The sequence below is a fragment of the Streptomyces sp. NPDC086835 genome (assembly GCF_044745705.1).
GTDB lineage: Bacteria > Actinomycetota > Actinomycetes > Streptomycetales > Streptomycetaceae > Streptomyces.
Genome location: NZ_JBIVAU010000012.1, coordinates 57,597 through 80,450 on the forward strand (window position 1 = coordinate 57,597; position 22,854 = coordinate 80,450).

The 22,854-nt window shown below is 69.9% G+C and carries 26 protein-coding genes; 7 read left to right on the plus strand and 19 right to left on the minus strand.

Features of this window, described 5'->3' with window-relative positions; genetic code table 11:
• Positions 1 to 14: 14 nt before the first annotated feature.
• The 6 genes from folE to dacB all read right to left on the minus strand — a co-directional run bounded on the left by folE (position 15) and on the right by dacB (position 7,487).
• Positions 15 to 620: a GTP cyclohydrolase I FolE gene (gene folE, locus ACIPJI_RS31370; RefSeq protein WP_307707624.1), complete on the minus strand. Its 606-nt coding sequence runs from the start codon at positions 618 to 620 to the stop codon at positions 15 to 17.
• Positions 621 to 737: 117 nt separating this feature from the next.
• Positions 738 to 2,780 carry an ATP-dependent zinc metalloprotease FtsH gene (gene ftsH / locus ACIPJI_RS31375; RefSeq protein WP_402250171.1) on the minus strand — a complete coding sequence of 681 codons (2,043 nt, stop codon included), beginning with the start codon at positions 2,778 to 2,780 and terminating at the stop codon, positions 738 to 740.
• 162 nt (positions 2,781 to 2,942) lie between these two features.
• A complete protein-coding gene (gene hpt / locus ACIPJI_RS31380) occupies positions 2,943 to 3,482 on the minus strand; it encodes a hypoxanthine phosphoribosyltransferase (protein WP_159689106.1) in 540 nt (179 codons plus the stop codon).
• Positions 3,483 to 3,520: 38 nt separating this feature from the next.
• A complete protein-coding gene (gene tilS, locus ACIPJI_RS31385; RefSeq protein ID WP_356620700.1) occupies positions 3,521 to 4,564 on the minus strand; it encodes a tRNA lysidine(34) synthetase TilS in 1,044 nt (347 codons plus the stop codon).
• Between the two features lie 235 nt (positions 4,565 to 4,799).
• On the minus strand, positions 4,800 to 5,948 hold the full coding sequence (locus ACIPJI_RS31390) for a zinc-dependent metalloprotease (protein ID WP_307707621.1): 1,149 nt from the start codon (positions 5,946 to 5,948) through the stop codon (positions 4,800 to 4,802).
• 87 nt (positions 5,949 to 6,035) lie between these two features.
• Complete coding sequence (gene dacB / locus ACIPJI_RS31395) at positions 6,036 to 7,487, minus strand: D-alanyl-D-alanine carboxypeptidase/D-alanyl-D-alanine-endopeptidase (RefSeq protein WP_402250173.1); 1,452 nt, start codon at positions 7,485 to 7,487, stop codon at positions 6,036 to 6,038.
• A gap of 66 nt (positions 7,488 to 7,553) precedes the next feature.
• On the opposite strand from dacB, the gene ACIPJI_RS31400 reads away from it, so the two are divergent.
• On the plus strand, positions 7,554 to 8,048 hold the full coding sequence (locus tag ACIPJI_RS31400) for an inorganic diphosphatase (protein ID WP_005314187.1): 495 nt from the start codon (positions 7,554 to 7,556) through the stop codon (positions 8,046 to 8,048).
• A 138-nt stretch (positions 8,049 to 8,186) separates the two neighbouring features.
• Complete coding sequence (locus ACIPJI_RS31405; RefSeq protein ID WP_307707619.1) at positions 8,187 to 9,860, plus strand: threonine/serine exporter ThrE family protein; 1,674 nt, start codon at positions 8,187 to 8,189, stop codon at positions 9,858 to 9,860.
• A gap of 23 nt (positions 9,861 to 9,883) precedes the next feature.
• Here the strand turns inward: ACIPJI_RS31405 and ACIPJI_RS31410 are convergent, their stop codons facing one another.
• Positions 9,884 to 10,585, minus strand: coding sequence for a DedA family protein (locus ACIPJI_RS31410; protein WP_307707618.1), 702 nt, complete (start codon positions 10,583 to 10,585; stop codon positions 9,884 to 9,886).
• Positions 10,586 to 10,716: 131 nt separating this feature from the next.
• On the opposite strand from ACIPJI_RS31410, the gene ACIPJI_RS31415 reads away from it, so the two are divergent.
• Positions 10,717 to 11,082 carry a YbjQ family protein gene (locus ACIPJI_RS31415; protein ID WP_307707617.1) on the plus strand — a complete coding sequence of 122 codons (366 nt, stop codon included), beginning with the start codon at positions 10,717 to 10,719 and terminating at the stop codon, positions 11,080 to 11,082.
• Positions 11,083 to 11,167: 85 nt separating this feature from the next.
• On the opposite strand, the gene ACIPJI_RS31420 is transcribed toward ACIPJI_RS31415, so the two are convergent.
• A complete protein-coding gene (locus tag ACIPJI_RS31420) occupies positions 11,168 to 11,926 on the minus strand; it encodes a MerR family transcriptional regulator (RefSeq protein WP_402250176.1) in 759 nt (252 codons plus the stop codon).
• 84 nt (positions 11,927 to 12,010) lie between these two features.
• Here ACIPJI_RS31420 and ACIPJI_RS31425 point away from each other — a divergent pair, with 84 nt between their 5' ends.
• On the plus strand, positions 12,011 to 13,435 hold the full coding sequence (locus ACIPJI_RS31425; protein ID WP_356620703.1) for a glutamate decarboxylase: 1,425 nt from the start codon (positions 12,011 to 12,013) through the stop codon (positions 13,433 to 13,435).
• Positions 13,436 to 13,478: 43 nt separating this feature from the next.
• Here the strand turns inward: ACIPJI_RS31425 and ACIPJI_RS31430 are convergent, their stop codons facing one another.
• From ACIPJI_RS31430 to ACIPJI_RS31455, 6 genes are all read right to left on the minus strand, one after another.
• The gene (locus ACIPJI_RS31430) at positions 13,479 to 14,258 is read right to left on the minus strand and encodes an ABC transporter permease (protein ID WP_307707614.1); all 780 of its coding nucleotides are present in this window, start codon (positions 14,256 to 14,258) and stop codon (positions 13,479 to 13,481) included.
• Positions 14,255 to 15,184, minus strand: coding sequence for an ATP-binding cassette domain-containing protein (locus tag ACIPJI_RS31435; protein ID WP_356620705.1), 930 nt, complete (start codon positions 15,182 to 15,184; stop codon positions 14,255 to 14,257). The genes ACIPJI_RS31430 and ACIPJI_RS31435 overlap by 4 nt, the downstream gene beginning before the upstream one ends.
• An 86-nt stretch (positions 15,185 to 15,270) precedes the next feature.
• Positions 15,271 to 15,912 carry a PadR family transcriptional regulator gene (locus ACIPJI_RS31440; protein WP_307707612.1) on the minus strand — a complete coding sequence of 214 codons (642 nt, stop codon included), beginning with the start codon at positions 15,910 to 15,912 and terminating at the stop codon, positions 15,271 to 15,273.
• Between the two features lie 44 nt (positions 15,913 to 15,956).
• A complete protein-coding gene (locus ACIPJI_RS31445; protein ID WP_307707611.1) occupies positions 15,957 to 16,508 on the minus strand; it encodes a DinB family protein in 552 nt (183 codons plus the stop codon).
• 117 nt (positions 16,509 to 16,625) lie between these two features.
• A complete protein-coding gene (locus ACIPJI_RS31450) occupies positions 16,626 to 18,083 on the minus strand; it encodes an aldehyde dehydrogenase family protein (RefSeq protein WP_402250179.1) in 1,458 nt (485 codons plus the stop codon).
• 62 nt (positions 18,084 to 18,145) lie between these two features.
• Complete coding sequence (locus ACIPJI_RS31455; protein WP_356620710.1) at positions 18,146 to 19,066, minus strand: helix-turn-helix transcriptional regulator; 921 nt, start codon at positions 19,064 to 19,066, stop codon at positions 18,146 to 18,148.
• 313 nt (positions 19,067 to 19,379) lie between these two features.
• Between ACIPJI_RS31455 and ACIPJI_RS31460 the strand changes: the two genes are divergently transcribed.
• On the plus strand, positions 19,380 to 19,874 hold the full coding sequence (locus ACIPJI_RS31460; RefSeq protein ID WP_356620712.1) for an ATP-binding protein: 495 nt from the start codon (positions 19,380 to 19,382) through the stop codon (positions 19,872 to 19,874).
• Positions 19,875 to 19,955: 81 nt separating this feature from the next.
• Here the strand turns inward: ACIPJI_RS31460 and ACIPJI_RS31465 are convergent, their stop codons facing one another.
• From ACIPJI_RS31465 to rpmG, 5 genes are all read right to left on the minus strand, one after another.
• Positions 19,956 to 20,198 carry a DUF397 domain-containing protein gene (locus tag ACIPJI_RS31465; protein WP_005314214.1) on the minus strand — a complete coding sequence of 81 codons (243 nt, stop codon included), beginning with the start codon at positions 20,196 to 20,198 and terminating at the stop codon, positions 19,956 to 19,958.
• Between the two features lie 225 nt (positions 20,199 to 20,423).
• Entirely contained in the window at positions 20,424 to 20,675 is a 252-nt protein-coding gene (gene rpsR / locus ACIPJI_RS31470; RefSeq protein WP_307707607.1) for a 30S ribosomal protein S18, read from the minus strand.
• A gap of 1 nt (position 20,676) precedes the next feature.
• Positions 20,677 to 21,813 (minus strand): GTP-binding protein, encoded by a 1,137-nt coding sequence (locus tag ACIPJI_RS31475; protein ID WP_356620713.1) that lies wholly within the window; start codon positions 21,811 to 21,813, stop codon positions 20,677 to 20,679.
• Positions 21,810 to 22,058 carry a type B 50S ribosomal protein L31 gene (locus tag ACIPJI_RS31480; RefSeq protein ID WP_307707605.1) on the minus strand — a complete coding sequence of 83 codons (249 nt, stop codon included), beginning with the start codon at positions 22,056 to 22,058 and terminating at the stop codon, positions 21,810 to 21,812. Before ACIPJI_RS31480 ends, ACIPJI_RS31475 begins: the two co-directional genes overlap by 4 nt.
• Position 22,059: 1 nt before the next feature.
• Positions 22,060 to 22,224: a 50S ribosomal protein L33 gene (gene rpmG / locus ACIPJI_RS31485; RefSeq protein WP_005314221.1), complete on the minus strand. Its 165-nt coding sequence runs from the start codon at positions 22,222 to 22,224 to the stop codon at positions 22,060 to 22,062.
• 61 nt (positions 22,225 to 22,285) lie between these two features.
• On the opposite strand from rpmG, the gene rpmB reads away from it, so the two are divergent.
• Positions 22,286 to 22,522, plus strand: a complete 237-nt coding sequence (rpmB, locus tag ACIPJI_RS31490) for a 50S ribosomal protein L28 (RefSeq protein ID WP_307707604.1) — start codon at positions 22,286 to 22,288, stop codon at positions 22,520 to 22,522.
• The gene (rpsN, locus tag ACIPJI_RS31495) at positions 22,522 to 22,827 is read left to right on the plus strand and encodes a 30S ribosomal protein S14 (RefSeq protein ID WP_307707603.1); all 306 of its coding nucleotides are present in this window, start codon (positions 22,522 to 22,524) and stop codon (positions 22,825 to 22,827) included. Before rpmB ends, rpsN begins: the two co-directional genes overlap by 1 nt.
• Positions 22,828 to 22,854: the final 27 nt, after the last annotated feature.

Below are 22,854 nucleotides of genomic sequence, written 5' to 3' on the forward strand. Positions count from 1 at the left end.
TCCGGAGTGTGGGATCAGCGCGCCATGATCAGGCTCATCGCCTCGTTCCGCGTCGCGGGGTCGCGCAGCTGACCGCGGACCGCCGAGGTGATCGTCTTGGCGCCGGGCTTGCGGATGCCGCGCATCGACATGCACATGTGCTCGCACTCGACGACGACGATGACACCGCGGGGCTCCAGGATCTCCATCAGGGAGTCGGCGATCTGAGTGGTCATCCGTTCCTGTACCTGCGGCCGGCGCGCGAAGACGTCCACCAGCCGGGCCAGCTTGGAAAGGCCGGTGATCTTGCCGCTGGTGGACGGGATGTAGCCGACATGCGCCACGCCCCTGAAGGGGACCAGGTGGTGCTCACAGGTGGAGTACACCTCGATGTCCTTGACGAGCACCATCTCGTCGTGGCCGAGGTCGAACGTCGTCGTCAGGACGTCCTCGGGCTGCTGCCACAGCCCGGCGAATATCTCCCTGTACGCCCGCGCCACGCGCGCGGGCGTCTCACGCAGCCCCTCGCGGTCCGGGTCCTCGCCGACCGCGATGAGCAGTTCACGAACGGCGTTCTCCGCCCGCTTCTCGTCGAACTCGGCGAGATAGCCCTCGCCGTCCAGCGTCACCGGGTCGGTCATCTGTGCCTCGTTCCTGTGCTCTGACGTGGCGCGAAAACGCCGCGCCTCCCAGGCTAGAACCTGGGAGGCGCGGCGTTCATTCCGGGGCCTGTGGCCCTGGGGCGACGAATGCCCTGGTCAGGCCTCCGGACGCTCCTCCGGGACCGGCTCGGCGGACGCCTTGGTGACATCGGTCACCGCAGTCGCCGTGGCCGAGGCCGACGGCGCACCGTTCGCGGCTCCGTTGGTCAGGGCCAGCTCCTTGGGCGAGAGCACCGGCGGGCGGGTGGAAGGCGTACGCCGCGAGGAGCCGGTCCACGCCGGGCGGGCCGGGCGCTTCACGATCGGCGCGAAGATCTCCGCGATCTCCTCCTTGCCGAGCGTCTCCTTCTCCAGCAGCTGGAGGACCAGGTTGTCGAGGACGTCGCGGTTCTCGACGAGGATCTCCCAGGCCTCGTTGTGCGCGGTCTCGATGAGCTTCTTGACCTCTTCGTCGACCAGCGCCGCGACCTCTTCCGAGTAGTCGCGCGGGTGGGACATCTCGCGGCCGAGGAACGGCTCGGTGTTGTCACCGCCGAACTTGATCGCGCCCAGCCGCTCGGTCATGCCGTACTGCGTGACCATCGCGCGGGCCGTGGCGGTGGCCTTCTCGATGTCGTTCGCCGCACCCGTGGTCGGGTCGTGGAAGACGAGCTCCTCGGCCGCACGCCCGCCCAGCATGTACGCGAGCTGGTCGAGCATCTCGTTGCGGGTGGTCGAGTACTTGTCCTCTTCCGGGAGCACCATCGTGTAACCGAGGGCGCGGCCCCGGGACAGGATCGTGATCTTGTGGACCGGATCGGAGTTGGGTGAAGCCGCCGCGACCAGGGCGTGACCGCCCTCGTGGTACGCGGTGATCTTCTTCTCCTTGTCGGACATGATCCGGGTCCGCTTCTGCGGGCCCGCCACGACACGGTCGATCGCCTCGTCCAGCGCGTGGTTGTCGATCAGCTTCTTGTCGCCGCGCGCGGTCAGGAGCGCGGCTTCGTTCAGCACGTTCGACAGGTCGGCGCCGGTGAAGCCGGGCGTGCGCCGGGCAACGGCGCCCAGGTCCACGTCCGGAGCGACCGGCTTGCCCTTCTGGTGGACCTTGAGGATCTCCAGACGGCCCTGCATGTCCGGACGGTCGACCGCGATCTGCCGGTCGAAGCGGCCCGGGCGCAGCAGCGCCGGGTCGAGGATGTCGGGCCGGTTGGTGGCGGCGATCAGGATGACGCCGCCCTTCACGTCGAAGCCGTCCATCTCGACGAGCAGCTGGTTCAGCGTCTGCTCGCGCTCGTCGTGGCCACCGCCGAGACCCGCACCACGGTGCCGGCCGACGGCGTCGATCTCGTCGACGAAGACGATCGCCGGGGCGTTCGCCTTGGCCTGCTCGAAGAGGTCCCGGACCCGGGAGGCACCGACACCGACGAACATCTCGACGAAGTCGGAACCGGAGATCGAGTAGAACGGGACGCCCGCCTCGCCTGCGACGGCGCGTGCGAGCAGCGTCTTACCCGTACCGGGCGGGCCGTAGAGCAGCACACCCTTCGGGATCTTGGCGCCCACGGCCTGGAACTTGGCCGGCTCCTGGAGGAACTCCTTGATCTCGTGGAGTTCCTCGACGGCCTCGTCGGACCCCGCCACGTCGGCGAAGGTCGTCTTCGGGGTGTCCTTGGTGATCAGCTTGGCCTTGGACTTCCCGAAGTTCATGACTCGGGAGCCGCCGCCCTGCATCTGGTTCATCAGGAACAGGAAGACCACGACGATCAGCACGAAGGGCAGCAGGGAGAGCAGGACCGAGACGAACGGGCTCTGCTTCGACGGCGAGACCGTGTAACCGTCCTCGATCTCACCGGCCTGGAACTTCTCCTGCAGCTTGTCGGCCAGGTCGGCACCCTGGGTGCCGATGTAGCTGGCCTGCACCTTGCTGCTGTTGTCGACCTTCTGGTCTTCCTTGAGCTCGATCTTGATGATCTGCTCGTCACCAGTGGTGAGTTTTGCCTGCTTGACCTGGTTCTTGTCGATCGCCTGGACGACCTCGCCGGTGTCAACCGTCTTGTAGCCACCGGACGAGCCGACGACCTGCATCAGCACGACCACGGCGAGGACGGCCAGCACGATCCACATGACCGGCCCACGGAAGTATCGCTTCACGTCCATCCATACGGGGCGGTGTCGCCCCGTCCCTCCTGCCCGTAGGTAAATGCTGCTGTGAGAAAAGACAACTGTTCTTCGGACGGTACCTCAGCATTGACGCCGACGACCGCCTTCCCCTGCTCCAACGGCGAAAAGGCGGGCTTGGTTCCCCGGCGTGCCGTTGCTTCAGCCTCCGTAGACGTGCGGCGCCAGTGTGCCGACGAACGGGAGGTTCCGGTACTTCTCCGCGTAATCGAGGCCATATCCGACGACGAACTCGTTCGGGATGTCGAACCCGATCCACTTCACGTCGATCGCGACCTTGGCCGCGTCCGGCTTCCGCAGCAGGGTGCAGACCTCGAGTGAGGCCGGCTCCCGGGAGCCCAGGTTCGACAGCAGCCACGACAGGGTCAGTCCCGAGTCGATGATGTCCTCGACGATCAGGACGTGCTTGCCCTTGATGTCGGTGTCCAGGTCCTTGAGGATGCGGACCACACCGGACGACTGGGTGCCGGCGCCGTACGAGGACACCGCCATCCAGTCCATCGTGACGGGGGTGGACAGCGCGCGCGCCAGGTCCGCCATCACCATCACCGCGCCCTTGAGGACTCCGACGATGAGCAGGTCCTTGCCCGCGTACTCTGCGTCGATCTTCGCGGCCAGCTCGACGAGCTTCGCGTCGATCTCTTCCTTGGTGATGAGCACCGACTGAAGGTCGGTGCCCATGTCCTTCTCGTTCACCCGCGTCGCTTTCTCTCGGCGGTTCAGCCTTGCCGAATGACCAGTCTGCCACCCTGGCGTCGCGCTTCGACCCGGCCGGGCAGGTTGATGGCGCCCTGACCGCGCCATCCGGTGATGAGGCGGTCGACTTCCTCGACGTGCCGGGCGAACAGCGATCCTGCGGGAGCCCCGGCCTCGATCACGGCCCGGCGCAGCACCCGGCGGCGCACGGCGGGCGGCAGGACGTAGAGCTTGGCGCATTCCAGCCGGCCGCTCTCGTCCCGCACGGTGGCCTCCGCGTCGGCGGCCCAGCTGTCGAGGGCGTCGGCATCGTCGCGGGAGAGCTGGGCGGTACGGGCGAGGGCCTCGACGACGCCCTTGCCGAGCGCCTTCTCCAGGGCGGGCAGCCCCTCGTGGCGCAGCCGGGAGCGGGTGTAGGCGGGGTCGGCGTTGTGCGGGTCGTCCCACACGGGCAGCGACTGGACCATGCAGGCCTTGCGAGCGGTCTGCCGGTCGATGTGGAGGAAGGGCCGGCGGTAGCGGCCGGCGGTGCCCGACACGGCGGCCATCCCGGACAGCGAGCGGATGCCGGAGCCTCTGGCGAGCCCGAGCAGCACGGTCTCCGCCTGGTCGTCGCGGGTGTGGCCGAGCAGCACGGCAGCGGCCCCGTGGCGCTCGGCGGCGTCGTCCAGAGCGGCGTAGCGGGCGTCACGGGCCGCGGCCTCGGGCCCGCCCGCGCGGCCGACCCGGACGGCGATGGCCTCGACCGGGTCCAGCCGCATCGCGGTGAGGCGTGCGGCGACCTCGGCGGCGCGCATGCCGGAGCCGTCCTGAAGGCCGTGGTCGACGGTGATGCCGCCGGCCCGGACGGAAAGTTTGCGGGCCTCGAAGGCGAGGGCGGAGGCGAGCGCCATGGAGTCCGCCCCGCCGGAGCACGCCACGAGGACGAGCGGGGGTTCGCTCGCGGGCGCCGGGCCCGGGGCGGAGTGAGCGAAGCGTGCGGCGTTTGCTGTCTGGTCGGTGAGTACGTCGTGGAGTACGCGGCGGACCGCCAGGCGTATCGCCGCGACCGCAGGATGGGGACCCATGTCCGGTGCCCTTCGTGAACGGTTCGGGAGTGGGGTGACTCGGTCGAGTCGGACGATCAGGACGGCCACAGGAAATGACCGCCACTCCGAGATCAGTCACTCAGAGTGCGTCGATGGTGACAGAACCGAGCCAATACCCGAGCATTGCACGCCTATCCACAGCCCACGGTCCCTCGGACGGGTGATTGGAGGGGCGCCCTTCTGCCGATGCCCGCCTGTCTTTCGCGACTCTCCTCTATGGCGCGCCCTCCCCCTTGCGGTGCACCCTCGCGACCCAGTCCGCCGGTTTGGCGATCTCCGCCTTGGTGGGGAGCGTGTTCGGTGAGGTCCAGACGCGGTTGAAGCCCTCCATCCCCACCTCCTCCACCACGGCCCGCACGAAGCGCTCACCGTCGCGGTACTGGCGCAGCTTGGCGTCGAGCCCCAGCAGCTTGCGCAGCGCGAGGTCCAGCCGGCTCGCACCACGCGCCCTGCGCTGCTGGAACTTCTCCCTGATCTCCGCGACCGACGGCACCACGGCGGGGCCGACGCCGTCCATCACGAAGTCTGCATGGCCCTCCAGGAGGGACATCACCGCGGTCAGCCGGCCGAGGATCTCGCGCTGGGCGGGGGTCTGCACCATCTCGACGATGGAGCGGCCGTCCTCGTCCTGCTCGCCCTCCGGGCGCGCGCCGACGAGCGACTGCGCGGCCTCCCGGAACCGCTCGAGAACGGTCATGGGATCCATCTCGGTCTCACTGAGGAACGACTGGATCTCGCCCTCGAGGTGGTCGCGCAGCCAGGGCACGCCGGTGAACTGGGTCCGGTGGGTCTCCTCGTGGAGGCAGACCCAGAGCCGGAAGTCGTGCGGTTCCACTTCCAGTTCGCGTTCGACGTGGACGATGTTGGGCGCGACCAGCAGCAGCCGTCCGCCGCCGTTGCCCTCCGCGGGGTCGCCGGCCGGCAGGTCGCGGCCGGCCGGCGCGAAGGTCTCGTACTGTCCCAGCACCCGCGAGGCCAGGAACGACAGCAGCATGCCGACCTCGACGCCGGTCACCTTGCCGCCCACGGCGCCGAGCACCGCGCCGCCGGGGGTGCCGGAGCGACGATCCTGCATCTTGTCCAGCAGCGGGCGCAGCAGTTCGCGGAAGCCCGCGACGTTCGCCTTGATCCAGCCGGCCCGGTCCACCACGAGGACCGGGGTGTCCCGTGGCCGGGCGCCGTCCGGGATCATCCTGGTGAACTCCCGGACGTGCTCCTCCGAGGCCTTGGCGTGGCGGCGGAGCTCGGCGACGACGGCGCGCGCCTCGTCCCGGCTCACGTCGGGACCCGGCCGCACGAAGCGGGTCGCGGTCGCCACGGCGAGGTTCCAGTCGACCATCTCGGCACCACCGATGCTCGTCATGCGTCAACCGTACGTTCTCGGCCCGCGCCGCGGAGAGGTGTTGTCGCCCGCCGATCCGTTCCCCCGGCCGGTTCGGGCCCCCTGCCGTCAGGACACCAGGGCGGCCGCCAGCCGGTCGAGAGCGGGCTGCGCCTCGTAGGGGGAGGGTGTGTCCGCGGCGAGGAACGCGAAGCCGAGGAGTCGGCCGCCCGGGTCAACGACGGTGCCGGCGAGGGAGTTGATCCCGGTGAGGGTGCCCGTCTTCGCGCGGACGAGGCCGGTGCCGGCGGAGGTGCCGGAGTAGCGGTCCTCGAGGGTGCCGCTGAAGCCGGCGACGGGCAGTCCGGTGAGGATCGGCCGCAGCTCGGGGTGGGCCGCGTCCGCCGCCCGCGCCAGAACGGTCGTGAGCAGCGCCGCCGACACCTTGTCCTGGCGGTTCAGCCCGCTGCCGTCGGCGAACCGGGTCCCGGCCAGCGGCAGCTGGAGCCGGCGCAGCTGCTTGGTCACGGCCCGTTCCGCTCCGGCGAACGACGCCTTGTCGCCGGTGGCGACGGCGGTCTGGCGGGCGAGTGACTCCGCGATGTCGTTGTCGCTGTCGGTGAGCATCCGCTCGACGACGGACGACAGGGGCTCGGAGAGGACCTGCGCAAGAGGGACCGCCTCGGCCGCCGCGCGCCCGGGGGCGGGCGGCGAGGTGCGGATCCCGCGTTCGGAGAGCTGCTCCTGGAAGACCCGGGCCGCCTCGGCCGCCGGGGCGGCGCTGCGGGTGGCGGGCCCCCTCGTGCGGTCGTCGAGCCGGCCCTGTCCCACCATGAGGGCGGTGACCGGGGCGATGTTGTCGTTGGGGCCGATGGGATGCAGGACGGGGCCCTGGTAGAGCGAGGCGTCGTACACGAGCCGGACCGTGGCGGCCTTGCCGCCCTTCTTCGCGCCTTCCGCACGCTCACGCAGGGCACTCGCGGTCAGGTCGGCCAGTTCGGCGAGACGCGCCCGGTCGAGGGTCGCGTCGCCGCCTCCGACCAGCGTGATCGTGTCGGCGTCCGGAGCGGCGACGACCGTGGTGGGGATGCGGTGGTCCGGTCCGAGCGCGGTGAGGGCCGCGGCGGCTGTGGCGATCTTGACGGTGGACGCCGGAACCATCGGGGCCTCGGCCCGCTTCCCGTACAGCCGCTCGCCGGTGGTGAGGTCGACGACGCAGACGGCGGGGGCCGGTCCGAGGCCGGAGTCGGCGAGCAGCGGGCCGAGCGTCCCGGCCAGGCCGTCCACCCGGGCCGGGTCCTCGGCGGAGACGGTCCGCGGGCCGCCGAGGGCCTCGAGCACCGCGGCGGCGGAGGGCGCCGGTGCGGGGCGCTTCGGTGCGGGCGCTTCGTGATGTGTGCCACCAGTGGGGCCGTGGGCCGCCACCCGGTGCTTCTCGGCCTTACGCTGACCGGAGTCCCAAGGCCCCGCCGCGGCCACCGCCCCGGCGGAGAGGGTGAGGCCGACCACGGCAGCACCTGCTGCGAGCTGCCACGTCCTGACCTTCGGCACCTCGCACCAGCCCCTTTCGCGATCACACATGTGCGTGAGGGACACTTAATCACCAGTACTGCGTCTTGCTATGTGTTGATCATGGAGGAGCCACCCGTGGAGTTCGACGTCACCATCGAGATCCCGAAGGGTTCGCGGAACAAGTACGAGGTGGACCACGAGACCGGTCGGATCCGCCTTGACCGTCGACTCTTCACCTCGACCAGCTACCCGGCCGACTACGGTTTCGTCGAGAACACCCTCGGCGAGGACGGCGACCCGCTCGACGCGCTGGTCATCCTCGACGAGCCGACCTTCCCGGGCTGCCTCATCAAGTGCCGTGCCATCGGCATGTTCCGGATGACGGACGAGGCGGGCGGCGACGACAAGCTGCTCTGCGTGCCGGCCTCCGACCCGCGCGTGGAGCACCTGCGGGACATCCACCACGTGTCCGAGTTCGACCGCCTGGAGATCCAGCACTTCTTCGAGGTCTACAAGGACCTGGAGCCGGGCAAGTCCGTCGAGGGCGCCGACTGGGTCGGCCGCGCCGAGGCCGAGGCCGAGATCGAGGCCTCCTTCAAGCGCCTCGAGGCGCAGGGCGGCGCGCACTGACGCCGTACCGCTGACGTACGCCGGCGCGGGCGGGACACCTCGGGTGTCCCGCCCGCGTCGCGTTTCTCCCCATGCCCGTGCCCATACTGGGCAGAAGCGCCGGTCAAGGGACCGTACGAGAGGGAGCGAGGAACACGAGTGGTGGCGGAACCCGAGGGTCCGGAAGACCGGAAGCCTCAGTCCGACGAGGCGCACAGCGCCTTCATCCCGCCGGCGGGGGTGGAACAGCCCGAACCGCCGGAAGAGGACCACCCCAGTTCCGAGTTCGCCGTCCCGGAAGGTCTGGTCCCCGAACCGCCCGCGGAGCCGGAAGGCTCCGCGTTCGCTCCGCCACGCACCTACAGCGCCAGGACCTCGCCGCCCGCCTTCACCCCGGCACACGGCATCCCGATGGTGCGGCTCACCAAGGACGCGCCCTGGCAGGACCGCATGCGGGCGATGCTGCGGATGCCGGTGGGCGAACGGCCGATGCCGGAGACACCGCACCGGCACGACGAGTCGGGTCCGGCCGTACCCCGCGTGCTCGACCTGACCCTGCGTATCGGCGAGTTGCTGCTCGCCGGCGGCGAGGGCGCGGAGGACGTCGAGGCGGCCATGTTCGCCATCTCCCGCTCCTACGGGCTGGACCGCTGCGAGCCGACGGTCACCTTCACCCTGCTGTCGATCACCTATCAGCCGTCCCTGGTGGACGACCCGGTGACCGCGAACCGGACCGTCCGGCGGCGCGGCACCGACTACACCCGGCTCGCCGCCGTCTACCGGCTGGTCCACGACATCAGCGTCGAGGAGTCGGACGTCACGCTGGAGGAGGCGTACCGGCGCCTCGCCGAGATCCGCCGGAACCGGCACCCCTACCCCGGCTGGGCGCTGACGCTGGCCGGCGGGCTGCTCGCGGGCTCCGCCTCCGTGCTCGTCGGCGGCGACACGGTGGTGTTCCTCGCCGCCGCGGTCAGCGCGATGCTCGGCGACCGGCTGGCCTGGCTGTGCGCCGGGCGTGGGCTGCCGGAGTTCTACCAGTTCGTCGCCGCGGCGATGCCCCCTGCGGCGATGGGGGTGGCGCTGAGCCTGTCACCGCTGGAACTGCGGGCGTCCGCGGTCATCACCGGTGGACTGTTCGCGCTGATCCCGGGCCGTGCGCTCGTGGCCGGCGTGCAGGACGGTCTGACCGGCTTCTACATCACGGCGGCCGCGCGTCTGCTCGAGGTCGGCTATCTGGTGGTCGGCATCGTCGTCGGCGTGCTCGGGGTGCTCTATCTCGGAGTCGCGCTGGATGCCGGACTCAGTCCGGAGACCGCGATCCACAGCGTGCCGCGGCCCGTCACCCAGACCCTCGCGGCGATGGGCCTGTCGCTGTGCTTCGCGGTGATGCTCCAGCAGGAGCGCCGGACCGTGGCTCTGGTGACCTTCAGCGGCGGCGTGGCCTGGGTGGTGTACGGCGCGGTCGCGGACGTCGCCGGGGGATCGCCGGTGGCCGCGACCGCGCTCGCCGCAGGCCTTGTGGGCCTGTTCGGTCAGATGCTCTCGCGGTTCCGGTTCGAGTCGGCCCTGCCGTACGTGACGGCCGCGATCGGCCCGCTGCTGCCCGGTAGCGCCACGTACTTCGGGCTGCTGGAGGTCGCCCGGGGCAATCTCAACACCGGTCTCGCCTCGCTGAGCAAGGCGGCCGCCCTGGCGCTGGCCATCGCGATCGGTGTGAACCTCGGAGGCGAGATCTCCCGGCTGTTCCTGCGGGCGCCGGGTGTCACCGGCGCCCTGCCGGGCGAGGAGACGCCGGGCGGACGCCGCGCGGCCAAGCGGACGCGCGGCTTCTAGGGCCTTCTCGCCGGCGCTCGGCGTCAGCGCTTGGCGTGACGGCCGCCGCGGGACGACGGGGGGATCTCGCCGTCCGGTGAGGATGCGGCGGCTGCCGCCGACTTCTTGTTCTTGGAGCGGGCCCGCAGGAACTCGACCGCGATCGGGACGACCGAGATCAGGACGATCAGGATCAGGATCGCCTCGATGTTCTTGTGGACGAACTCGACCTTGCCCAGCGCGGCGCCGAGCAGCGTGACGCCGGCGCCCCACAGGACGCCGCCGATGATGTTGAACGTGACGAACGAGCGGTAGTTCATCCGGCTCACACCGGCGATGATCGGCGTGAACGTGCGCACGATGGGCACGAAGCGGGCCAGGACCAGGGACTTCGGGCCGTACTTCTCGAAGAAGTCGTGCGCCTTCTCCACGTTCTCCTGCTTGAAGAGGCGGGAGTCGGGGCGCTTGAAGAGGGCCGGGCCGACCTTGCGGCCGAAGAGATAACCGACCTGGTCGCCGATGACGGCGGCCAGCACGATCAGCGTGCAGACCAGCCACAGCGGCATGTCGATCTTGCCCGTGGTCACCAGCAGGCCCGTGGTGAACAGCAGCGAGTCGCCGGGCAGGAAGAACCCGATCAGCAGGCCGGACTCTGCGAAGACGATCACCAGGACACCGATCAGCCCGAACGTGGTGATCAGGTAGTCCGGGTCGAGCCAGCTCGGTCCGAGCGCAAGGGTGTTCACGAGGTCCGGGCTCCTGTGGTGGTAGTCGTCGGCAGGGTCGGCTGCCCAAAGCTATCAACGCACACGGGGGACACCCGGTGCCACCTGCCTCTGCGGATGCGAGGTGAACGCAGGGCCATGAAGCTTTCACCATGGGAATCGATGATTACGGCGGTGGACAGGGCCCGCAGGCCGATGTGCTGGTCGTCACGACGAACGACCTCCCCGGCTTCCACGTGGAACAGGTGATCGGCGAGGTCTTCGGCCTGACGGTGCGCTCGCGCCATCTGGGCAGCCAGATCGGGTCCGGCCTGAAGTCGATGATCGGCGGTGAACTCAAGGGCCTGACCAAGACCCTCGTGGAGACCCGCAACCAGGCCATGGAGCGTCTGGTCGAGCAGGCCCGGACACGGGGGGCGAACGCGGTGCTCGCGTTCCGCTTCGACGTGACGGAGGCCGCGGACGTCGGCACGGAGGTCTGTGCGTACGGCACGGCGGTGAAGGTCGCCAGGGCGTGAGAAAGGACGGGCGTGCCCGGCCGTCGCCGCGCCCGCCCGTCCCTCTCGCCCGGTCCACTCGATCGTCCCCGCCCGCCCGTGCAGCTCAGAGGTGCCGGACGGCATTCGCGAGGATCGCCTCCCGCTCGTACGCCGCCAGGCCGGGCCTTGCCTTGTCGATGTTGCGGGTGAACCGCTCGTCGGCGACATACATCTCCGCCAGGCCCGTGTGGATCTCGTACGTGCAGGTGTAGTGGTTGCTCGAGATCCACCGGCGGTGGTCCTCCGCCACGTCCATCGCGGCCTGCGACTCCGGCTCCTCGCCAGCGTCCATCAGCGCCACGAAGCGGCGGGTGATCTCGTCGGCCTCGCGCTGGATGCGCAGCCAGTCCTCCTTCGTGTACGAGGCCGTGCGCCGCCGGGACTCCTCGTACGCGTCGCTGCCGCCCCAACGCTGCTCGGTCTCCTCCACGTACTCGTCGGGGTCGAAGTCCCCGAAGACCTCGAACTTCTCCTCGGGCGTGAGGTTGATGCCCATCTTCTTCGCCTCCATGGCTCGTTCCACGGCGGCGGCCATCTCCTTGAGTTTGGTGATCCTGGCGGAGAGCAGTTCGTGCTGCCGCCGCAGGTGGGCCTGCGGGTCCGCTTCGGGATCGTCCAGGAGTGCCGCCACCTCTTCGAGGGGAAAGCCGAGCTCCCTGTAGAACAGGATCTGCTGCAGCCGGTCCAGGTCGGCGTCGTCGTACCGCCGGTGGCCCGACCCGCTGCGGCCGCTCGGGCGCAGCAGTCCGATCTCGTCGTAGTGGTGCAGGGTGCGCACCGTGACTCCGGCGAAACGGGCGACCTGTCCCACGGAGTAGCTCATCGCCTTCGCTCCTTCGTTCGCGTTACGGACCCAGGCTGCTGCCTCACGTTGCGTGAGGTGCAAGCCCGTACGAGCCTGAGGCCTATGGCACTCCACCAGGGCACCACCGGGACCGAGGACCACACGCCGGAGCGGCGCAGGCTCGCGGTCAATCCCTTCTTCGGTCCGGCAGACCCGGTCGGCGGGATGACGGCCGCCCCGCCCACGCACCGCCTCCCGGACGGCCCGATGCCGCCTCTCACGGCGTATCAGCTGGTGCACGACGAGCTCATGCTCGACGGGAACTCCCGCCTCAATCTCGCCACCTTCGTCACCACCTGGATGGAGCCCCAGGCGGCGGACCTGATGGCCGAGTGCCGCGACAAGAACATGATCGACAAGGACGAGTACCCGCGCACGGCCGAGCTGGAGCGCAGGTGTGTGGCGATGCTCGCCGACCTGTGGCACGCGCCGGACCCGGCCTCGGCCGTCGGCTGTTCGACCACCGGGTCGAGCGAGGCCTGCATGCTCGCCGGGATGGCCCTCAAGCGGCGGTGGGCGAAGCGGAACGGCGACCGCTATCCGGCGAAGGCCCGGCCCAACCTGGTGATGGGCGTCAACGTGCAGGTCTGCTGGGACAAGTTCTGCAACTTCTGGGAGGTCGAGGCACGGCTCGTGCCGATGGAGGGGAACCGCTTCCATCTCGACCCGCAGGCCGCCGCCGAGCTGTGCGACGAGAACACCATCGGGGTGGTGGCGGTCCTCGGTTCGACCTTCGACGGCTCCTACGAGCCGGTCGGCGAGCTCTGTGCCGCGCTGGACGACCTCCAGGAGCACACCGGCCTGGACATCCCGGTCCATGTCGACGGAGCGTCGGGCGCGATGGTCGCCCCGTTCCTCGACGAGGAGCTCGTCTGGGACTTCCGGCAGCCGCGCGTGCGCTCGATCAACACCTCAGGGCACAAGTACGGGCTGGTCTACCCCGGCGTGGGGTGGGCGCTGTGGCGGTCGCCCGACGAACTCCCCGAGGAGCTGGTCTTCCGGGTGAACTACCTGGGCGGCGACATGCCGACCTTCGCCCTCAACTTCTCCCGCCCCGGCGCGCAGGTCGTGGCGCAGTACTACACGTTCCTGCGGCTCGGGCGCGAGGGCTACCGGGCCGTCCAGCGGACCGCCCGCGAGGTCGCGACGGGGCTCGCCGACCGGATCGGGGCTCTGGACGACTTCCAGCTGCTCACGCGGGGCGACCAGCTGCCCGTCTTCGCGTTCACGACCGCCCCGGACGTGACGTCCTTCGACGTCTTCGACGTGTCGCGGCGGCTGCGGGAGAAGGGGTGGCTGGTGCCCGCCTACACCTTCCCCGCGAACCGCCGGGACCTCTCGGTGCTGCGGGTGGTCTGCCGCAACGGCTTCTCGGCGGACCTCGCGGAACTGCTCCTGGAGGATCTGCGGCTGCTGATTCCCGAACTGCGCGCACAGTCCCACCCTTTGAGCAGAAACAGCGCGGAGGCGACGGCCTTCCACCACTGAGGGCGCGGCACCGCACCGGCCGCGGCCGGTGCGGTGCCCCGACTCAGCGGCCCAGACGCCGGAAGCGGGAGACCGCCAGCGGGAAGAAGACCGCGACCAGCACCAGCGGCCAGGCCACCGCCAGCAGGTCCGCGTGCTCCGCCGCCCAGGAGCCCGTGGCCACGTCCGGGATGCCGGCGAGGTCGCGGACCGTCGTCGCGGTCGCCGAGATCGGGTTCCATTCGACGGCCGCGCCCAGCCAGCCCGGCATCGATTCGGGCGTCGCGAAGGCGTTGGACAGGAAGCCGACCGGCCAGACGAGGATCTGCACGGCCTGCACCAGCTCCGGCTTCCCCGCGACCATGGCGAGGTGGATACCGGCCCACAGCATCGCGAAGCGCAGCAGGAGGAGCAGCCCCACGGCCCCGAGCAGCGCGCCGAAGCCGCCGTTCCAGCGCCATCCGATGGCATGGCCGACGCCGATCATGACCAGCAGGCCGAGCGCCGACTGCAGCATGTCCGCGAAGCTCCGCCCGACCAGCACCGCGGACGACGCCATGGGCATGGATCTGAAGCGGTCGATGACGCCCTTGTTGAGGTCCTGGGTGACCGCGAGCATCGTCGCCTCGAGGCCGAAGGCCATGGTCAGCGCGAGCATGCCCGGAATCAGGAAGTCGACGTAGGCCCCTTCCACGCCCCGGCCGCCACCGATCAGATAGCCGAACATCAGCAGCAGCATCACGGGGAAGACGAGCCCGACCACGACCTGCACGGGCTGCCGTGCCCAGTGCGCGAGTTCGCGCCGGGTCATGGTCCAGGAGTCGGTCAGTACGTAACTGCTCATGCCGCGTGCTCCTTCGTCAGGTGGAGGAAGACCTCGTCGAGGGTGGGGCGGCGGATGGACAGGTCCTCTGCCTCCACCCCGGCCGCCTCCAGTGCCCGCACGGTCTCGGTCAGAGCCGCCATCCGGTCGCTCACCGGCGCGCTGACCAGCCGCCGATCGGGGTCCACGGTCGCCTCGCCGGGGAGCATGGAGGCGACGAGGGCGAGGCGGTCCGTGTCCCGCAGGACCACGTCGATCCGGTCGCCGCCGGTCTTCGCCTTCAGCTCGTCCGCCGTGCCCTCCGCGATCACCCGTCCGGCGTCGACGACCGAGATCCGGTCGGCGAGCTGGTCGGCCTCCTCCAGGTACTGCGTGGTCAGCAGCACCGTGGTGCCGGCGCCGACGAGGGAGCGCACCGAGGCCCACACCTCGGCCCGGCCGCGCGGGTCGAGCCCTGTCGTCGGTTCGTCGAGGAACAGCACTTCGGGCTCGGTGATCAGCGAGGCCGCGAGGTCGAGCCTTCTGCGCATGCCGCCGCTGTACAGCTTGACCGCCTTGCGTCCGGTGTCCGCGAGGTCGAACCGCTCGAGCAGTTCGTCGGCCCTTCTCCCCGCCCGGCGTGCGCCGAGGTGGTAAAGCCGCCCGAACATCTCGAGGTTCTGCCGGCCACCGAGCTCCTCGTCGACCGCCGCGTGCTGCCCGAGCAGACCGATCCGCCTGCGGACCTCGCCGGCCTGGGTGCGTACGTCGTGACCGGCGACGCGCACCACGCCCTCGTCGTGCCGCAGCAGTGTCGCCATGACCCGTACGGCGGTGGTCTTGCCCGCGCCGTTGGGACCGAGCACGCCGTGCACGGTGCCGCGCGCCACCGTCAGGTCCAGGCCGTCCAGAGCGCGCTTGTCCCCGTACCGCTTCCGTACACCCTCGACGACGATCGCGTCCGTCATCCGTCTCCTCCAGCACCCTTGGAAACAGTAGTCAAATTTGACCACCGCCGTAAAATAGTCCCCTGAAATCGATTGGTCAAACTTGATTAGTCGAGATCGCCCTCATGCGGCTCGCCCGTCGCGTAAGGGTTCTCCTCGCCCTCCGCCCGCACCCCGACGAACGGTTCGCCCTCACCCGCGAAGGTGTAGGCGCCCTCCTCGATCCGGCGGATCAGGCCGCGTGTCCACTCCGCGCCGAAGTCCGCGGACGAGACCCACATGTTCATGATCTCGCCGATGTGGCCCAGGGACTGGGGCCCCTCTTCCGGCGTGTAGTACTCGGTGACCGACGCCCGCCACTGCTCCAGACCGCGCACTCTCTCCTTGAGCAGTGCCACCGCCTCGTCCCGGGGCAGATCGACGATGAACCCGATGGCGGCCGAGAGCACGTCCGTCTTCTGGTCGTGCGCCGTCAGGGATTCACGCAGGAGCGAGAAGAACTCCTCGGTGCCCCGCTCGGTGATCTCGTACTCGGTGCGCGGCGGCCCGCCGGCCGTCGACGGGGCGATCTCATGGGCGTGCAGCAGTCCCTGCTTCGCCATCTGCTTGAGCGCGTGATAGATCGACCCCGGCTTGGCGTTGGACCACTCGTGGGCGCCCCAGTACTCGAGATCGTTGCGGACCTGGTAGCCGTGTGCCCGTCCGTGCTGGCGCACGGCCCCCAGGACGAGAAGCCGGATCGCTGACATCCGCGTACCTCCTGATCAACTTTGACCAGGGTACGCAGCGGTCATCACGCGCCCCAGTCCCCACCCTGTTCCAGCGCGACCAGGTCGAACGCGCCCTTGCCGTCCAGCGACTCGCGGATGATGTCCGCGTGGCCCGCGTGCCGGGCGATCTCCTCGACCAGGTGCATCATCAGCCACCGCATCGAGACGCGCGCGTCCTTGGGGAACCAGGGCGCCGGGGGCAGCGGGAAGGTGTCGTCCATGCTCGGCACGGAGCGGATGAACTCCTCCGTCTCCTTCGCGACCGAGTCCCAGAAGGCCAGCACACCCGGCACGGTCTCCTCGCCGACCAGACGGAAGCTGTCGCCCCAGGTCTCCTCGCTGCGCTGCCGCTCGTTCGGCCGCTGCTGCGCCAGCCGCAGCCAGTTCAGCTCCATCTCCGCCACATGCTTGACCAGCCCCGACAGCGACAGCTCGCTCGCGCTCGGCCGGCTCGCCGCCTGCTCCTCCGTCAGACCGAGGACGGAGCGCCGGATCGCGCCCCGCTGCGCCTCGACGAAGGACAGGAGCGCGCCGCGCTCGTCGCCGTGGGCCTCCGCGGGAACGTGGGTGACCATGGTGTGTCCGCCTTCCGGATCGTGGAGGAGGGCCGTGCGCCTTCCTGCCGACACCTCACAAGCTACGGGCCCTTGCGGTCAGGTTCTGTCCGCAAGGGCTCGCGCCGAGAGGTTTCGTCAGAACGGGAACCGCGAGCGCCCGTGCTGTACCGAGATCCACTTCTGGGTGGTGAAGGCGTCGAGCATCGAGTCACCGTTCAGCCTGCCGAGACCCGACTGCTTCTCACCGCCGAAGGGCACGATCGGCTCGTCGTGCACGGTGCCGTCGTTGATGTGGATCATGCCGGTGTCCACCCGCTTGGCGAGCCGCACACCCCGCTCCACGTCACCGGTGTGCACGGCGCCGCTCAGGCCGTACGGCGTCTCGTTGGCGATCCTGACCGCCTCGTCCTCGCCGTCGAAGGGGACGATCAGGGCCACCGGGCCGAAGATCTCCTGCGTCAGTACCGGCGAGTCGGCGGGGATGCCGGTCAGCACCGAAGGGGAGACGAGGTTCCCGTCGATGGCGCCGTGCAGCAGTGCCGTCGCGCCCGCCTCCACCGTCTGCTCGACCAGCGCGGAGACCGCGTCCGCCTGGGAGGAGTTGATGAGGGGGCCGATGTGGGTCGCGGGGTCGGCCGGGTCGCCCACCTTGAGGGTCCGCACCTTGGCGACGAACTTCTCGGTGAACTCCTTCTCGACCGAGCGGTCCACCAGGATGCGGTTGGCGGCCATGCAGACCTGGCCCTGGTGCACGAACCGGCTGAAGACCGCGGCGTCCACCGCGTAGTCGATGTCGGCGTCGTCGAGCACGATCAGCGCGCTGTTGCCGCCGAGTTCGAGAACGGCGTGCTTGAAGTTGGCCGCGCAGACGGTGGCCACGTGCCGGCCCACCTTGTCGGAGCCGGTGAAGGAGATCACCTTCGGTATCGGGTGCGCGATGAGCGCGTCGCCTATCTCGGCTATGTCCGTGATCACGACGTTCAGCAGACCGGCCGGCAGCCCCGCCTCCTCGAACACCTTGGCCACCAGTGAGCCGCCGCAGATCGGGGTGTTCTGGTGCGGCTTGAGGACCACGGCGTTGCCGAGGGCGAGCGCCGGGGCGACCGACTTGACCGACAGCAGGAAGGGGAAGTTGAAGGGACTGATGACGCCCACCACGCCGACCGGGACCCGGTAGACGCGGTTCTCCTTGCCGTCGACCGGCGAGGGCAGGATGCGCCCCTCCGGCCGCAGCGCCAGGTGCACCGCCTCGCGCATGAACTCCTTGGCGAGGTGCAGCTCGAACGCCGCCTTGAGGCGGGTGCCGCCGAGCTCGGCGACGATCGCCTCGGCGATCTCCTCCTCGCGGTCCTCGATGATCCGAAGGGCCCGCTCGAAGACGGTCCGTCGGGCGTACGGGTTGGTGTCCGCCCACGCCCGCTGGGCGCGCTCCGCCGCCCGGTATGCCTGGTCCACCTCGTCGGCCGTGGCCACGGGGATCGAGGCGAGCTTCTCACCGTCGTAGGGATTGAAGTCGATGATGTCCCAGGAGCCGGTGCCCGGCCTCCACTCGCCGTCTATGTACTGCTGGGCCAGATCGGTGAAGAAGGACATGTGATCCCTTACTCCAGAGGCATGAGCACGGACGTCTGATGTTGCGTCATCGTACTTATGTTTCAGATGAGTTGGAGGAGGCCCCGAAGAAGGTCCCGGGTCTCGGCCGGATCCGGACTGTCCTCGGTCAGCCGCTCCATCACCCGCTCGTACTGGGCGACCTCCTCGCGCTTGTCCAGGTACAGCGCACTGGTCAGCTGCTCGAGGTAGACGATGTCGGAGAGGTCCGACTCCGGGAAGCGCAGCATGGTGAAGGCGCCGCTCTCGCCCGCGTGGCCGCCGAAGCTGAAGGGCATCACCTGGAGCGTGATGTTCGGGTGCTCGGAGACCTCGATCAGATGGCGCAGCTGGGCCTGCATCACCGCCCGGTCGCCGTACGGGCGGCGCAGGGCCGCCTCGTCCAGCACGGCGTGCAGGTGCGGGGCCCGCTCGGAGACGAGGGTCTTCTGGCGCTCCAGGCGCAGGGCCACGCGGCGGTCGATCTCGGCCCGGGGCGCGTCGGGCATGCCACGGGTGACGACGGCGTGCGCGTAGGACTCGGTCTGCAACAGCCCGTGCACGAACTGCACTTCGTAGATACGGATCAGCGAGGCGGCGCCCTCGAGGCCGATGTATGTCTGGAACCAGCCGGGCAGTACGTCACCGAAGCTGTGCCACCAGCCGGCGACGTTGGCCTCCTTGGCGAGCCCGAGCAGCGCATCGCGTTCGCTGTCGTCGGCGACGCCGTAGAGCGTCAGCAGGTCCTCCACGTCGCGCGCCTTGAAGCTCACCCGGCCCAACTCCATACGGCTGATCTTGGATTCGGACGCGCGGATCGAGTAGCCGGCCGCCTCTCGCGTGATGCCACGCGACTCCCTCAGCCTTCTGAGCTGTGAGCCCAGAAGGATGCGCCGCACCACCGAACCTCCGCCCGGGCCCTCGGCGCGGGACTGTTCCCACGACCACGCTGACTCGCCTGCTGCCACGACTTCGACCCTCCCCATCCCCGCTGTGCACGCTCTGCTCGCTCGACACCGATGCTTCCGGAGGTCCCCCCGAACCCCAAGAGCGGGATTCTGCCACCAAAACGCTTCAGCCCGTACTCATTCGATTACGGAAATGAGAAGGCGTCAGGCAGAGCTCGCAAGATATTGGTGGAAGAAATGAGTAAGAACCGGCACGGGGACGGACAGGTCCGGCGCGTGCACGTGCATCTGCCCTTGCATCTGCCCTACGCATTCGGAACCATGGTCCTCGCGCACCTGCGTGCTCGTTCGTGTTGAAGCGTCACAGCCGCGATTCCCGGGAGTGCCTCGCATGGGACCGAATGGATCCACCATGCTCGAGCCGTTACGGCAGGGCCTTCCCCCCTTCGACCCCGCGGCCGTCTCGAGTTCGGCCTCGTGCGCCCTGCCCGCCCGCTTCGAAGCGGTGCGCGGCGCCCGTCTGTTCACCAAGAACACACTGGGCCAGTGGCAGCTGGACGAACGCTTCGACGATGTCGCCCTGGTCGTCTCCGAGCTCGTGACCAACGCCCTGCGGCACGCCCTGCCGTCCGACGGCGCCCCGCACGAGCCCGCCAAGGAAGCCCCGGTGCGGCTGCACCTGATGCGGTGGACCGGCCGCCTGGTGTGCGCGGTGCGCGACCCCAGCCACGACGGCCCCCGGTCGCGCGAGGCAGAGGAGGACTTCGCCGCCGAGTCCGGCCGCGGCCTCTTCCTGGTCGACTCCTTCAGCGACGGCTGGGGCTGGCACCCGCTCGCGGGGTCGCTGCGCGGCAAGGTGGTCTGGGCGCTGTTCCGTCTGCAGTAGCCGCCGTTCCGTCTGCAGTAGTCGCCCGCGCCGGGACCCGTTCGCGTGTCCCGGCGTCGCGCGCGCCGGCGCGGCAGGGCCTCACGCCCCCGCGATCAGATGATCGAACTCCCCGTCCTTGACGCCCAGAAGCAGTGCTTCTATCTCGGCGGGCGTGTAGACGAGCGCGGGCCCGTCGGGGTGCCGCGAATTGCGCATCGCCACGTCGCCGTCCGGCAGTCTGGCGAGCTCCACGCACGAACCCTGCGAATTGCTGTGCCGGCTCTTCTGCCAGACGACCCCGCGAAGCTCCGTCGCCGCCATGCCGTTGTAGACCTGGTGCACAAGTCGCTCCCGGGGTGCAAGGTGCAAGTGTCAACTATCCGGGATCATAGCTGTGTTCACATGCAGATGCATGACGCGGATGCACGAGCAGATGCACGTGCACGCGGGGTGTCCCCGCGGTTACAGCGGCCCCATCGATAGAGACGTCTGCTCCCGCCGATCGGTGCCGTCCTTCGCGACCCGGTTCCGGCGCCCCCGGGGATACGTACGACCGCGCCCACCCGTTCAGCCGGTCGAGCCGGAGGAGGAGTAGGGCAGCAGCGCCATCTCCCTCGCGTTCTTGACGGCCCGGGCCAGCTGCCGCTGCTGCTGAGCGGTCACCCTGGTCACCCGGCGGCTGCGGATCTTCCCCCGGTCCGAGACGAACTTCCGCAGCAGATCGGTGTCCTTGTAGTCGATGTAGGTGATGCCGGCCCGGTCCAGCGGATTGGGGCGGGACCTGAGCGGTGTGCGCGTTTCCTTGCGGCGCGGTGACATGTCAGACCTCCAGTAGGGAGTCGAAGGCGGGCGGCAGCCGCTTCCAGGCCTCGCGGCCCGCGGCGTACTCGGCGTCGGTCAGCAGGCACGACTCGAGGAGTTGCTCGAGTCCGTCGCGGTCGAGGCCCGGCGAGGTGAACACCAGATGCTGGCAGCGGTCGCCGTGCTCGGGGTGCCAGTCCAGCGCGGCGGCCGCCCGGCGCACCGGCGGAACCATCTCCCATGCGGCGTCCGGCAGCGAGGCGAGCCAGGGCCCCGCGCTTTCGACACAGAGCGCGCCCCCGGCCGCGTCCCAGGCCAGCAGGGTGTCCGGCCGGTCGGCGAGCCAGAACCGGCCACGGCTGCGCGCCGCCGCGCAGGTCAGGTCCTCCAGCGCCTGGTAGAGGCGCTCCGGGTGGAAGGGCCGGCACCTGTGCCACACATAGGTGGCGACGCCGCAGTCGTCGGCCTCCTGCGGCAGCAGTGCGCAGGCCGGATGCTGCGCGGCGCCGGCCGCGTCCACGTCGAACCCGGCAACGGCCGCGGCGGCCAACTCCTCGCCGTCCACCGCGATCCGCCGGGCCGTCGGGTGCAGCTGTGCCAGCAGGGCGCGGTCCTCGTCGTCCGCCTCCTCGCTGTCGACGAGGGCGAGGACCGGAGCGTACTCCAGCTGACGCGCCCAGGTGTCCGCGATCGTGCGCCGGTCCGTGGCCGCCGCTGCGAGGCCCGCTTCCGCCAGGTCGTCGCCGTTTGCGAGATACGGCAGAAGCAGCGCGGGGTCCACCGCGGTCATCACCGATGTCAGGGCGATACCTTCGCCGCCGTGCGCGGCGATCACCTCGGCCATGGCCTTGGGCTCGACCGAGTCCCACAGCTCGACGATCGCGAGGCCGGTGGCGCCGTCCGCGGCGAGCCGCGCCAGCTCGGGCACCAGGTCCTCACGCAGCGCGCAGCAGGCGCAGTCGTTGACGAGCGGCGTCTCGCCGGTGTCGCGGACGCCCTGTGCGTCGCGGACCGTCCTGGTGACCGTGCCCCGTCCGGCGGTCGAGAGGTCGTGGTGGAGGGCGACGCTGCCGGGCACCGTGGCGAGCAGCCGTTCCACGGCGGCCCGGCGTGCGTCGGCGTGCAGCCCGCCGACGAGTGCGACGGGCAGCGTCACCGTCGGCCTCCGTACCGGCGCTCGAAGCGCTCGACGCGGCCGGCGGTGTCCAGGACGCGTGCCGTCCCTGTGTAGAAGGGGTGGCTCGCGGAGGAGATCTCGACGTCGATGACGGGATAGGTGTTGCCGTCCTCCCAGTCGACCGTCTTGTCGCTGGTGGCCGTCGACCGGGTCAGGAAGGCGAAGCCGGCGGCCTTGTCGCGGAAGACGACGGGGGCGTAGGGCGGGTGGATGCCGGACTTCATGTCAGCGCTCCTCTCGGAAGTCGACGTGGCGGCCTGCGACGGGGTCGTACTTGCGAAGGGTCAGCCGGTCGGGGTCGTTACGGCGGTTCTTGCGGGTGACGTAGGTGTAGCCGGTGCCCGCGGTGGAGCGGAGCTTGATGACCGGGCGGATGTCGTTGCGAGCCATGGGGCTAGTATATGGAAATGATTTCCATTACCAAATGGGCTCTCACGAGAGGTGCATCACCATGTCCGCGCACTGCATGCTGACCGGGGCCAGGCCCGGCTTCGGCAATCGGATCTCCCACTCGCACCGGCGCACGTCCCGCCGCTTCGACCCCAACATCCAGCGCAAGCGCTACTGGCTCCCCGGTGAGGGCCGCCATGTCCGTCTCACGCTCAGCGCGCGGGCGGTCAAGACCGTCGACGTGATCGGCGTCGAGGCCGCCGTCGCCCGGATCCGTGCGCGCGGGGTGAAGGTCTGATGGCGAAGAAGAGCAAGGTGGCACGCAACGAGCACCGCAAGGCGGTCGTCGAGCGGTACGCGGCCCGGCGGGCGGAGCTGAAGGAGATCCTCCGCAGGCCGGACACGGGCGAGGAGGAGCGGCAGGCCGCGCAGGCCGAACTACGCCGTCAGCCGCGTGACGCCAGCCCGACACGCGTCCGCAACAGGGACGCGGTGGACGGCCGACCGCGGGGCCACCTGCGGAAGTTCGGGCTCTCCAGGGTGCGGACGCGTGAGCAGGCGCACGCCGGCTTCCTGCCCGGAGTACGCAAGTCCTCCTGGTAGCTTGGCGCGGTCTTGCTATCGATCAGG